We start from the raw sequence: 12,402 nt of genomic DNA on the forward strand, positions 1-12,402 counted from the left end.
CGGGCCTCCTCGCAGCCGACGGGCGACATTCAGACCGGGGGCGTCGCGCGGCCCTGCATGGCCTCCCACACCCGGGACGGGGTGAGCGGCATGTCGGCGTGCCGGACACCGAACGGGGCGAGCGCATCCACGACCGCGTTCACCACGGCCGCGGGCGATCCGACCGTCGCGGACTCGCCGATGCCCTTCGCGCCGATCGGGTGATGCGGCGACGGGGTCACGGTGAAACCGGTCTCGAGCTTCGGGACCTCGAGCGCGGTGGGGATCAGGTAGTCCATCAGTGATCCGCCGAGACAGTTGCCGTCCTCGTCGAACTCGATGATCTGCATGAGCGCCATACCGATGCCGTCGACGATGCCGCCGTGGACCTGCCCCTCGATGATCATCGGGTTGATGCGCGTGCCGCAGTCGTCGACGGCGAGGAACCGCCGCACCTTCACCACCGCGGTGCCGGGATCGACGTCGACGACGCAGAAGTACGCGCCGTAGGGGTACGTCAGATTCTCGGGGTTGTAACAGATCTGCGCGTCGAGTCCGCCTTCGATTCCCTCCGGCAGGTCGCCGGCGCCGTGCGCCCGCATCGCGATGTCCTGGATGGTCACCTTCGCCGAGGGATCGCCCTTCACATGGAATTCGCCCTTCTCCCATTCCAGATCCGCGACCGAGGCCTCGAGCATGCCCGAGGCGATGATCTTCGCCTTGTCCCGCACCTTGCGGGCCACCAGCGCCGCGGCCGCCCCCGAGACCGGTGTCGACCGGCTGCCGTACGTGCCGAGCCCGAACGGCGTGTTGTCGGTGTCTCCGTGCACGACGTCGATGTCGTCCGGTGGGATCCCCAGTTCCTCCGCCACGATCTGTGCGAACGTCGTCTCGTGACCCTGCCCCTGGGTCTGCACCGACAACCGCACGACGGCCTTGCCCGTCGGGTGGACGCGCAGTTCGCAGCCGTCGGCCATGCCCAGGCCGAGGATGTCCATGTCCTTCCGGGGGCCGGCACCGACGGCTTCGGTGAAGAACGACATGCCGATTCCCATCAGCTCGCCGCGTTCGCGGCGTTCCTTCTGCTCCTCCCGCAACTGCTGGTAGCCGATCATGTCCATGGCCTTGCGCATGGTGGTCTCGTAGTCACCCGAGTCGTACACCCACCCGGTCTTGCTGGTGTACGGGAACTGTTCCGGCCTGAGCAGATTCTTCAGCCGCAGCTCCGCCGGATCCATCTTCAGGTCGAACGCCAGGCAGTCGACGAGCCGCTCGACCAGATACACGGCCTCGGTGATGCGGAACGAGCAGGCGTACGCCACCCCGCCGGGCGCCTTGTTCGTGTAGACCGCCGTCATCGCGCAGTGCGCAGCCTCGATGTCGTAGCTGCCGGTGAAGACGCCGAAGAAACCGGCCGGATACTTCACCGGGGCCGCCGTGCCGTTGAACGCACCGTGATCGGCTAGTACCTTCGTGCGGATCGCGAGGATCTTGCCCTCGCTGGTCGCCGCGATCTCGCCGACCATGATGTAGTCGCGGGCGAAGCCCGTGCTCATCAGGTTCTCGCTGCGATCCTCCATCCACTTCACCGGTTTGCCCGTCACGAGCGACGCCACGATCGCGCACACGTATCCCGGGTAGATCGGGACCTTGTTGCCGAATCCGCCGCCGATGTCCGGGGACACCACCCGGATCTTGTGCTCCGGGATCCCCGAGACCAAGGCGTAGACCGTCCGGTGCGCGTGCGGGGCCTGCGACGTGGTGTACAGGGTGAGCTTGCCGGACACCTTGTCGATGTCGGCGATCGCACCGCACGTCTCCATCGGAGCCGGATGCACCCTGGGGTAGACGATCTCCTGCTTCACCACCACGTCCGCCTTCGCGAACACCGCCTCGGTCGCGGCGGCATCGCCTGTCTCCCAGTCGAAGCAGTGATTGTCCGTCTTGCCCTCGAGGTCGTCGCGGATCACCGGCGCGTCGGGCGAGAGCGCGGCGCGCGCGTCGACGACGGGATCGAGCATGTCGTATTCGACGTCGATCAGTTCCAGCGCGTCCCGGGCCGAATAGCGGTCCTCGGCGATGACGAACGCCACCTCCTGGCCCTGGAATCGCACCTTGTCGGTGGCCAGCACGGCCTGCACGTCGTTGGACAACGTCGGCATCCAGGCGAGGTTCTTCGCGGCGAGGTCGGCACCCGTCACCACTGCCGTCACCTTCGGGTGTTCCTGTGCGGCAGTGGTATCGATGTTCACGATCCGCGCGTGCGCGACCGGCGACCGCAGGATCGCCAGGTGCAGCATGCCGGGGAGAGTGATGTCGTCGACGTAATTTCCGAGCCCCCGGATGAAGCGGGGGTCCTCCTTGCGCAGCATGCGGCCGTGGCCGCAGGGTTTCTTGTCGTTGTCGACGATATCCGCGCCGCCAGACGGCGGGCGGGATTCGACGGTGGTCATGATGCACTTCCAGTCGTCGCGTGTTCCTCGACTGTCATCGGTGCGCCCTCGGCGCCCCGCGTCTTGTCCTCCTGCACGTCCGCGTCGAAGTCGCCTGCCGGTTCCGGCTCGGCGGCCTCGCCCGCCCGATGGTCGGCAGCCCACTGGATCGAGCGCACGATCGTGGTGTACCCGGTGCAGCGGCAGATCTGCCCGGAGATCGCTTCCCGGATGGTGGCCTCGTCGGGGCTCTCCTCCCGGTCGAGCAGTGCCCGCGCCGTCATCATCATGCCGGGGGTGCAGAACCCGCACTGCAGTCCGTGGCACTGCATGAAGCCCTGCTGGACGGGATCGAGTTCGCCGTCGTGTTCGAGGCCCTCGACCGTGCGAACGTCGTGTCCGCTCGCCATCGCGGCGAGCATCGTGCACGACTTCACCGGATCACCGTCCACGGTGACGACGCACGTGCCGCAGTTGCTGGTGTCGCAGCCCCAGTGGGTTCCGGTCAGGCCGAGCTGGTCGCGGAGGAAATGGACCAGCAGCATGCGCGGTTCCACCTCGGCGCTCACTGCTTCACCGTTGACGGTCATGTTCACCTGCATGGCTATGCCTCTTCTCCGGTCGGCTCGTGCTCCACGTCGCTGCGGAGCACCCGGTCGACCGCTGTACGGAGTGTGCGGATCGTGAGTTCGGATGCGAGATGGCGTTTGTAGTCGACGGTGCCGCGGGCGTCGGCGACGGGTTTGCAGGCCTGCGCGGCCATCCGCCCGGCCTGGGCGAACGCCTCCTCGGACGGGGGACGTCCGGTCAGGTAGTCGGCGACATCCGAAAGTCCGGACGGATCCGGGTTGACTGCCGTGAGGCCGACCGCTGCCCGGGCGATCTCGCCGCCCTCCACCGTGACGGCCGCTCCGGCCGCGGTGACCGCCCAATCCCCGGTCCGCCGTTCGACCTTGGCGTACGCGCTGGAGCTGTGGCCGTGGACGGGTATCACGATCTCGATGAGCATCTCGTTGTGTGCGAGCGCCGTCTCGTACGGCCCGACGAGGAACTCGGACATGGGGATCTCGCGGCGTCCGCCGGGCCCGCGCACCACGCAGGTGGCGTCGAGAACAGAGCAGACAGTGGTGAGGTCCTCGGCCGGATCCGCCTGGCACAGCGATCCGCCGATTGTCCCGCGGTTGCGGACCACCGGGTCGGCGATCACCTTCTCCGCGTCGCGGAAGAGGGGGAACGCCACCGCGAGTTCGTCCGATTCGAGCAGCCGGCGGTGCCGTGTCATCGCACCGATCCGCAGCCTCGACCGCTCGGTCGTGATGTAGCCGAGTTCGCCCTCGAGGTCGTTGATGTCGATGAGGTACTCGGGATTGGCGAGGCGAAGTTTCATCATGGGGAGCAGGCTGTGGCCGCCTGCGACGAGGCGGGCTTCGTCGCCCAGCCGGTCGAGCAGGGCGATGGCGTCCTCGACGCCCGTTGCACGCTCGTATTCGAAGGATCCTGGTACTTGCATTGTGACCTACCTCACAAACATTGATCCTTTCAGCCTGCGCAAGAACCGGTGGTCCGTCAACCCCGGGTGAACCGCCCTAGTCGACGAAGGAATCGACGGGTTCCTCGTGGTGAATCCGGCCGCTCGACTCCGCCAGCGGGCGCCCCGTGCCACCCCACCGGCGGGCGATGATCTCGGCGGCGATGGACACCGCAGTCTCCTCGGGTGTCCGGGCGCCGATGTCCAGGCCGATGGGGCTCGACAGCCGGTCGAGTTCGGTGTCGGTCAGACCGGCCTCGCGTAGGCGTTCACGCCGGTCCAGGTCCGTTCTGCGGGAGCCCATGGCGCCGATGAACGCGACGTCCGGGAGGCGCAGCGCCGTCTCGAGGAGAGGGACGTCGAACTTGGGGTCGTGGGTGAGTACGCAGATCACGGTCCGGCCGTCGATGGCCTGGGCCTCGGCCTGCGCAGCGAGATACCGGTGCGGCCAGTCCACCACCACCTCGTCGGCCGTCGGGAACCGCGCGTGGGTCGCGAACACCGGACGGGCGTCGCAGACCGTCACCCGATATCCCATGAAGGCGCCCTGCCGGGCCACCGCGGCGGCGAAGTCGATGGCCCCGAACACGAGCATGCGCGGCCTCGGCGCGTAACTGGCGACGAACACCTCCATGCCCTCGCCGCGACGCTGGCCGTCGGTGCCGTACGTCAGGACGGTGCTGCCGCCCGCCGCGAGGAGGCCCCGGGCGTCGTCGGTGACCGCGGAATCGGCCCGGTCCGAGCCGAGCGAACCGCTCACGCTCTCGGGCCGGACGACCAGCCGGCGCCCCACCCGAGCCGCATCGGGATGCGCCACGACGGTCGCGACCGCGACCGGCAGGTGATTGTCGATGTCCCGGGTGATCTCGCCGAGCTCCGGAAAATTGTCCCGCGACACGGGCTCGACGAAGATGTCGATGATTCCACCGCAGGTGAGACCCACCTCGAACGCGTTCTCGTCGCTGATCCCGTACCGCTGCAGCACCGGCGTGCCGGATGCCGTGACCTCGGATGCGAGTTCGTAGACCGCCCCCTCGACGCACCCGCCGGACACCGAACCGGACGCGCTGCCGTCGGGCGCCACGACCATCGACGCCCCCGGCGGTCGCGGCGCGGAGCGGAACGTGCGGACCACCGTCCCGACACCCGCCGTTCCGCCCGCGGTCCACACCGCCATCAGGTCCGCCAGCACGTCGCGCATCAGCACCCTTCCCGCTCGAGTCCGACGTGTGATACACGCTCAGCAACAAGCTTATTCCGCCGAGGCGAGTTTGGCCCGGGAGATCGGAACCTCGACTTCGACCGGCGCCAGCGGGAACGGGGGCGTGCCCACCCCGGCGATCCGGAAGTGGCCCCACGGGTCGCGCTCGGCGAGCGCCGCGGGCACTTCCGGACCGTCCCCGATGGTGAGGAACAACGGGGTGCGGTTGCGCCCTTTCGCCGCGTCGACGCCGTCGCCGACGACGCGGCCGTACCAGTGGTAGAGGCCGTCCAGTGGTTCGATGTGACCGTTCAGGAAGACCTCGACGGCCACGGTCAGGTCGCCGGACGTGAGCACGCCGGGCCCGCGGTACTCGGTGTCGTCCTCGCGCTCGGCGAGCGAACTCAGCTCGAAGTGCCGGTCGTCGGGGGTGCGCGTGTGCCGCCAGTAGGATGCGCTCGACCCGGGCCACGCCGCCCGATTGTGGCCGGTGGAATCGAGGTACCAGCTGTCGCAACCACCCGAATTCCACACCGAGCCCGCGAGTTTGCGGTGGACCACCCGGTTGAATTCGCGCTGCGCGCCCGCGCGCACCTCGATCCGGGTCGCGTCGCGCTTCTTCATCAGCGCCAGGCATCGGGTGATGTAGTGCGCCTGGGCCTCGATGACGAAGACGATCGACTGGTTGCCGCCACCGGAATTCGGCCCCATCATGAGGAAGAAGTTCGGGAACCCCGCGACCGCGACGCCCAGGTACGCCTCCATGCCGTCGCGCCAGGCCCGCTGGATCGTCAGGCCGCGGCGTCCCACGATGTGCTCGTTCTCGAATCGGTCACCGACCGCGAATCCCGTGCCGTAGACGATGACGTCCGCCTCGTGCATCGTTCCGTCTTCGGTGCGGATCCCGCGTTCGGTGACCTCCGAGATACCCGAAGTGACCAGATCGACGTTCCCGCGTTGCAGGGCCGGGTAGAAATTGCTGGACACCAGAATCCGCTTGCAGCCGATGATGTAGTCGGGGGTCAGTGTGGCACGCAGTTCGGGATCACGCACCTGCCTGCGCAGCAGACCCCGGGCGGCCGACTCCAGCACCGTCATCAGTCGCGGGTGCAGGAACCCGGCGATCAGCGATTCGTGACTCCAGTAGATCGCACCGCGGTAAGCCTTCTGGACTCCGGGAACAGCCTTGAACACCGCCTTCTCCCCGGCGGTGATCGGACGGTCCAGCTTCGGCAGGATCCAGTGCGGCGTCCGCTGGAAGACGTCGACGTGCGCGGCCGTCCTCGCGATCTCCGGGACGAACTGCACGGCACTCGCTCCGGTGCCGATCACCGCCACCCGCTTACCGCTCATGTCGACCGAGTGATCCCACTCGGCGGAATGGAATGCCGCACCCGAGAACGACTTCCGGCCGGAAAAATCCGGGACGCTGGGTTTGTGCAGCGGTCCAGGGCCGGCGACGACGATACGGGGGTGATAGACGGAACCCGACCGGGTCTCCACCCGCCACCGGTCGGTGGTCTCGTCGAACTCGTAGGAGATCACCTCGGAGCCGAACCGGATGTGTGGTGCCAGATCGTAGTCGCGGACCACCCGTTCGATGTAGTCGAGAATCTCGGGTTGCCGGGCGTACATCCGCGTCCATTTCCGGTTGGGCGCGAAGGAGAACGAGTACATCAGCGACATCACGTCGCAGCCGCACCCGGGATACGTGTTCTCCCGCCACGTTCCACCCACCCGATCGGCTTTCTCGAGGACGACGAAGTTCTCCTCCCCCGCCTCCTTCAGTTTGATCGCCATACACAATCCGGCGAATCCGGTGCCAACGACGAGGACGTCCGGCTCGGCGACCCCGGGGGTCACAGGAATCCCCCGCGCCGCCACAGCGCGCGGGACGTCGCTCGCATCAGGCCGTTCTCCTCGAGGAACGCGGCCAGCGACTCGAACCCCCGTCGTTGATTCTCGCGAAAGTTCGGATTTGCCAGCGCCTCTCGACGCGCTTCCTTCGGATCCAGCCCGGCCCGCTCGTACATGGCCGGGTTGGTGAACAGCCGCTGGAACAGCGGGCCGCCGATCCCCTGCAGCGTTCCGACCCACAGCCGGTCGATCCGGTGGCCTTCCGCGACGCGGCGACGCACCCCCTCGCGCGCGAATCGGATGTGCCGGGACTCCTCGGTGACGTGGATCCGCATCAGCCGGGAAATCATCGGCTGCAACTGCGGGTCCTCGAGGACGCGCCGCTGCGTGGCATCGAAGATCTCCTCACCGATCAGCGCGGCCACCCACAGCATAGTCCCGCGAAATGTCTTGGGCAGCACGTTGACCACGACTGCCTGATACCACCGGAGCTGGAAGGGCTTGGCGCCCATCTGCTCGATGGCACGCCCGAACATCGTCATGTGCCTGCACTCGTCGCCCATCTCGGTGAGCATGTACCGGGTGTGCAGCGAGCTCGGGTCGGTGTGCAGCAGCGCGCGCAGGAGCGCCTGGTTGAGGATGTTCTCGAACCAGATTCCGACACTGAGAATGTTCGCCGATTCCTGCCGGGACAGCTCGATGCGCTGCGCCTCGCTCATCCGGTCCCACATCTCGGTTCCCCACAGGGACAGGACCTGCGGCGGCAGGAAGTACCTGCCGTCCTCGAGGGGCGCGTCCCAGTCGATATCGACCACGGGGGCGTACGAACGCTTGACGGAGCCTGCGAGGAGCCGGCCGGCGACTTCCTCCTGACCGATCGTGTGTGAACGCTGAGACATCGCTGATCCCTTCGTCGAGCGCGATTCCATCTCGTTGCCGTTTATAGGTAAAACGTAAACCCGGGTGTGACGCAGGTCAATGGTTATCTGTGACCCGAGTTCACATTTGCCGCTTCTGTTTGCGCCCACCCCACCCGAACAGCACAATCAGGGCCGTGAGGACGCAGCCGACGACACCGACGCCCGGCGAACTCCGGGAACGGATCCTCGACGCGGCCGAGGAATGCCTGATCGAACTCGGTTACAGCACCCGGCTTCACGCGGTCATCGCCGAGCGAGCGGGACTGTCCCGGCCCACGCTCTACAAACACGTCGGCGATCAGTCCGCCATCCTCGAGGCCCTCTTCCAGCGGGAGATCTCGCGGTTCTTCGTCGTGCTCGACCCGGTGCTGCGGGGACGGCAGAGCCAACTCCAGGTGCGATTCGTCGACGCCGTCGTGTTCGCGGTCCAGTACGCACGCGGACACCGGTTGCTACAGAAGGGATTGCGCGACGACCCCGACGTGGTGCTCCCCTGGTTCACGATCAAGGCGAAGCCGATGATCGAACTCGGGGCGCAACTTCTGACCCCCCACTTCGAGCGCCTTTTCGCTCCCGAGCAACTGTCGGGAGTGAGCCCCACCGCCATCTCCGAGTGGGCGTTCCGCATCATCGGCTCGCTCATCATCACGGAGGGGATCGTGGACACGTCCGACGAGCGGGCTCTGCGAGAGTTCGTCCGGTCCCTTCTGGCGATCGCGTTCATGCCGCAACCGGACATTCATATTCCTTGACGCGTATATACGCGTAGGCGCATACTCGGGTCATGGCACCGGACGTGTTCACCGTGGTCGCCGAACCACAGCGCCGCAGAATCCTCGAACGGCTGCGGGCCGGCCACGCCAGCGTCGGCGAACTCGTCGACCAACTCGCCCTGCCCCAGCCGACCGTGTCCAAACACCTGCGGGTGTTGCGGCAGGCCGGATTCGTCACCTGCCGCACCGCGGCCCAGCAACGCATCTACAGCCTGCACCGCGAACCGTTCGACGAGTTCGACGCGTGGCTGCAGCCCTACCGCCGGCTGTGGGCGAATCACCTCGATGCGCTCGAGCGGCACCTCGAATCGAAGGAGACCCCGTCATGACCGAATCAGACGCACGCCGCGACTACCGCCCCGGCCCACTGCGGCACGTCGAAGCACGACCCGACGGCACCCGATGGGCTCTGACCTTCGTTCGCGACTTCACCCACTCGCCGGCGGCGCTGTGGACCGCGCTCACGGACCCCGGCGAACTTCCACAGTGGGCGCCGTACACCGCGGACCGGAACCTCGGAACAGTCGGTCCCGCGACCCTGATCATGGTCGACGGGCAGAACCGCACCGAACTCGACGGCACCGTGACCCGGGCCGACTCACCTCACGCCCTCGAACACGCCTGGGGTGACGACGTCCTGCTCTGGACGATCGAGGAAACCGACGCCTTCACCCGACTGACCCTGCGCCACACTGTCGACGACCAGCGAACCGCGGCGATGACGGCCGCCGGGTGGCACATGTGTCTGGACGTCGCCGAGGCCCTACTCGGCGGCAATCCGATCGGACCGATCGTCGGCGCCGAGGCGATGAACTACGGCTGGCGCGAACTCAACGAGCAGTACTCCGAACGCTTCGGCGTCGAACCGATCGATCCGACGCTGCAGTGAAATCGGAGACGGGCGTCCGCCGCTCCCCGTACCGTTGACGCATGGGACTGCAATGGGAAGCCGTGGTGGTCAACGCTCTCGATCCGACAGCCCTGGGACGCTGGTGGGCCGAGGCCCTGGGCTGGGGCGCCGTGACCGACTCCGACGGCGACGTCCACATCCGGCCCCGGGCCGACAGCCACCCGGAGATCCTGTTCGTGGCGGTTCCGGACCGGAAGCAGATACCGAACCGCCTGCATCTCGACTTCCAGCCCGACGATCAGCAGGCCGAGGTCGCGCGGCTTCTCGGGCTCGGCGCCCGGCACGCGGATGTCGGTCAGGGCGAGCAGAGTTGGGTGGTGCTCGCCGATCCCGAGGGCAACGAGTTCTGCGTCCTGTCCAGCCGGCGCTGACGCCGATCAGGCCACCTTCGCCCACAGGGTCCGCAGCGTCTCGTGCTGCACGACGAGGACCCGGCCCACCGGGAGCCCGAGCAGGCCCGCGGTGTCGTGCACGGACAGCCCGTCGATGACCCGCAGCAGGACGATCTCCCGGGCGGTGGCGTCGAGATGGCGTAGCAGCACGGCCACTTCCGCCGGAATGTCCGGACTTCCGACCGCGCTGCCGTGGGCGTCCGCGACGGTCCGGCTCACGACGCGATACACCTCGCGGACCGGATGATCACTGCGAGCGAGAGCCGGAAGTTCGCGCGCCACTGCGAGCAGCGCTTCGTGCGCCACCTCGTCCGCCGGCCGCGTGACCTGCGTGGAATTCCCCACGCGGGTACGGCAATAGCGCACCACCTGCGGCCACAGCGTCGTCATCACCCGCTCGACAGCCTCGCGATCCCCCGCCGCGGCGGCCGTCGCTGCCGAATGTAATTCCTCGTCAAGCACACTCATATGACCCTCGATCCCCCGACCTCGCCGTCTCCGGTCATCCGTCACGGCGCTTCCGTACTCATCTTCCGGCACACCAGGGGTCAACACATCCGGGAGATTCCGTTCATGCTGAGTGTTGTTTAGTGCATTCTGCATGAGTGTCCGGGTTACCCCGGTCACGTTCACCACTCAGTGGTGTTCCCGCAGCAATACCGTCAGCCCACCGAGCGGCGGGTCTTATGGTTGGTTTCTGTCGGGCGTCTTTTACGTCTCGTCCGCAACTCGCCGAAGACGCACCACCGTCAACCGCTGCGAGGGCAGCGAGGTTGAGAGCAGCATTGTGATCACGATCAGCGCGGAATCCGCACGCATCGCAGGTGAACACCCGAACCTTCAGGGGTAGTTTGGCTTTCACTACCTGACAGTTCGAGCAGGTCTTACTCGACGGATACCAACGGTCCGCCACCTGCAGACCGGTGCCAGCCCACTCGCACTTATAGGTCAGTTGTCGCCGGATCTCGGCGAACGCCGCATCCTGCAGAGCCCGGTTCAACCCCCGCTTGTAGGCGCCACCGGAACGGGTCATTCCCGCGACGTTGAGGTCTTCGACGACGACGGTATCGAAGTCCCGCACCAGTCGGGTGGTGAGTTTGTGCAGGTGATCGCGGCGACTGTTCGCGATGCGGATGCGCACCGCCCGGATCTGTTCCTGGGTGCGCAGCCAGTGCCGGGAGGGTTGTTGACCGGTGCGACGATCCGGGCCGACACGGCGGGACGCACGGCGCCCGAGGCTACGAAGTTGTTTCGCATGCCTGCGTGCGTGCGTCGGATTCTCGATCATCTCCCCGTTCGAGAGGACTGCGAGGTGTTTGACCCCCACATCGACTCCGACCACCACACCGCAATCGCCGACCGCGGCGGAGGTACCGGTGGTGGCGGATGGCAGTGCCCGCGCGGGGAGAGCGATTTCGACCGAGAACGACACCTGCCACCGGCCCCGACGAAACGAGAGGGTCGCCGACCGAATCCGCGCCGTCCCGGCGATCGTCTTTCGTGCCAATTTGCGGGTCGATTCGGCAGACCGGACCACGCCGATCCGTGGTAGTTGGATGTGGCGTCGATCCCCGCTGTCGGTGACCAACCCGAAACTGCCGGTGGTGAACCGGCACGACAGCACCGCCCGTTTGCCCTTGAAGCGGGGGAATCCCATCGGACCTTTGCGTTTTCCGGATCGGGCGTCGGACCAGTTCGATAGGGCGGCCGCGCAGTTCGCGAGTCCGGAACTGTAGGCCTCTTTCGAGTTCTCCGGCCACCACACCTGCCCGGTGTCGGTGTTGACGGCGACGTCGTCTTTCACGGTGTTCCAGTATTTGCGCAGGCCGTACGCCGACCAGGACACCGGCGGCGTCAACTCCGCGTCCGGGATCTCGTAAGACCGTTCCGCAGTCCGTTGGTCGAGGTTCGCCTTGACCTGCGACAGTGCCCAGTTGTAGGCGAAGCGCTGCGCCCCACAGTGCGACCGCAACACCGACGCCTGCTCCGGGGTCGGCTCGAGGACAAAAACGTAGGCACGGATCACCGTCCGAGAAGAGTCCGCAACCTGGTCGAGCGCCGCGCCCGGAGCCGTAACGTGGTCACCGGGATCGGCGAGCACAGCTGTGGGCGTCACGACAGATCCGCCGCAGCGGTCACCGCAGCTGCGGCACTCCGGCGTGAACCACGCCGCCCGCATCGGCGGGCACACAGCGAGGCCTTCACCTCGGTCATATCGCGCACCAGATCATCACCACCCGTCGTCGGTCAACACAAGCACGGTACGACAGGGCACCGACAACACAGCCTCGATGAGGCCGAACCCGAACCTGGCGAGTCGGTCCCGATGCCGACGACACAATCGGATCAGCCACTTGCCTGCGAAATGTAGTGGTCGGAACCGATCTCGGTGACCGTCCTCGACACACCC

The 12,402-nt window shown here is 67.0% G+C and carries 12 protein-coding genes; 4 read left to right on the forward strand and 8 right to left on the reverse strand.

Going from position 1 to position 12,402, the window contains the following annotated elements:
* Window positions 1-29: 29 nt before the first annotated feature.
* From ACNJ7E_RS27710 to ACNJ7E_RS27735, 6 genes are all read right to left on the reverse strand, one after another.
* Window positions 30-2,432 carry an aerobic carbon-monoxide dehydrogenase large subunit gene (locus ACNJ7E_RS27710; protein ID WP_418341477.1) on the reverse strand — a complete coding sequence of 801 codons (2,403 nt, stop codon included), beginning with the start codon at window positions 2,430-2,432 and terminating at the stop codon, window positions 30-32.
* Window positions 2,429-3,013: a (2Fe-2S)-binding protein gene (locus ACNJ7E_RS27715; RefSeq protein ID WP_105417316.1), complete on the reverse strand. Its 585-nt coding sequence runs from the start codon at window positions 3,011-3,013 to the stop codon at window positions 2,429-2,431. Before ACNJ7E_RS27715 ends, ACNJ7E_RS27710 begins: the two co-directional genes overlap by 4 nt.
* Window positions 3,014-3,015: 2 nt before the next feature.
* Complete coding sequence (locus ACNJ7E_RS27720; RefSeq protein ID WP_418341478.1) at window positions 3,016-3,921, reverse strand: FAD binding domain-containing protein; 906 nt, start codon at window positions 3,919-3,921, stop codon at window positions 3,016-3,018.
* A gap of 76 nt (window positions 3,922-3,997) precedes the next feature.
* Window positions 3,998-5,140: an XdhC family protein gene (locus ACNJ7E_RS27725; RefSeq protein ID WP_043781187.1), complete on the reverse strand. Its 1,143-nt coding sequence runs from the start codon at window positions 5,138-5,140 to the stop codon at window positions 3,998-4,000.
* 51 nt (window positions 5,141-5,191) lie between these two features.
* Window positions 5,192-7,003, reverse strand: coding sequence for a DUF4873 domain-containing protein (locus ACNJ7E_RS27730; RefSeq protein WP_418341479.1), 1,812 nt, complete (start codon window positions 7,001-7,003; stop codon window positions 5,192-5,194).
* Window positions 7,000-7,926, reverse strand: coding sequence for an AurF N-oxygenase family protein (locus ACNJ7E_RS27735; RefSeq protein ID WP_418341480.1), 927 nt, complete (start codon window positions 7,924-7,926; stop codon window positions 7,000-7,002). The genes ACNJ7E_RS27730 and ACNJ7E_RS27735 overlap by 4 nt, the downstream gene beginning before the upstream one ends.
* Before the next feature lie 125 nt (window positions 7,927-8,051).
* Here ACNJ7E_RS27735 and ACNJ7E_RS27740 point away from each other — a divergent pair, with 125 nt between their 5' ends.
* Genes ACNJ7E_RS27740 through ACNJ7E_RS27755 form a run of 4 tightly spaced genes read left to right on the forward strand, consistent with a single transcriptional unit; the run spans window position 8,052 to window position 9,971 of the window.
* Window positions 8,052-8,669 carry a TetR/AcrR family transcriptional regulator gene (locus ACNJ7E_RS27740; RefSeq protein ID WP_280780664.1) on the forward strand — a complete coding sequence of 206 codons (618 nt, stop codon included), beginning with the start codon at window positions 8,052-8,054 and terminating at the stop codon, window positions 8,667-8,669.
* A 32-nt stretch (window positions 8,670-8,701) separates the two neighbouring features.
* Window positions 8,702-9,019 carry an ArsR/SmtB family transcription factor gene (locus ACNJ7E_RS27745; RefSeq protein WP_009478258.1) on the forward strand — a complete coding sequence of 106 codons (318 nt, stop codon included), beginning with the start codon at window positions 8,702-8,704 and terminating at the stop codon, window positions 9,017-9,019.
* The gene (locus tag ACNJ7E_RS27750) at window positions 9,016-9,579 is read left to right on the forward strand and encodes an SRPBCC family protein (protein ID WP_418341481.1); all 564 of its coding nucleotides are present in this window, start codon (window positions 9,016-9,018) and stop codon (window positions 9,577-9,579) included. Before ACNJ7E_RS27745 ends, ACNJ7E_RS27750 begins: the two co-directional genes overlap by 4 nt.
* 41 nt (window positions 9,580-9,620) lie before the next feature.
* Window positions 9,621-9,971 carry a VOC family protein gene (locus tag ACNJ7E_RS27755; protein WP_280780662.1) on the forward strand — a complete coding sequence of 117 codons (351 nt, stop codon included), beginning with the start codon at window positions 9,621-9,623 and terminating at the stop codon, window positions 9,969-9,971.
* A gap of 6 nt (window positions 9,972-9,977) precedes the next feature.
* Here ACNJ7E_RS27755 and ACNJ7E_RS27760 read toward each other — a convergent pair whose 3' ends face one another.
* Both ACNJ7E_RS27760 and tnpB read right to left on the reverse strand, forming a co-directional pair.
* Window positions 9,978-10,460 (reverse strand): sigma factor-like helix-turn-helix DNA-binding protein, encoded by a 483-nt coding sequence (locus ACNJ7E_RS27760; RefSeq protein ID WP_418341482.1) that lies wholly within the window; start codon window positions 10,458-10,460, stop codon window positions 9,978-9,980.
* 103 nt (window positions 10,461-10,563) lie between these two features.
* Window positions 10,564-12,108: an IS607 family element RNA-guided endonuclease TnpB gene (gene tnpB / locus ACNJ7E_RS27765; RefSeq protein ID WP_418341483.1), complete on the reverse strand. Its 1,545-nt coding sequence runs from the start codon at window positions 12,106-12,108 to the stop codon at window positions 10,564-10,566.
* Window positions 12,109-12,402 lie beyond the last annotated feature (294 nt).

The organism is Rhodococcus mengyinensis, from assembly GCF_048381435.1.
Classification (GTDB): domain Bacteria; phylum Actinomycetota; class Actinomycetes; order Mycobacteriales; family Mycobacteriaceae; genus Rhodococcus_F; species Rhodococcus_F opacus_D.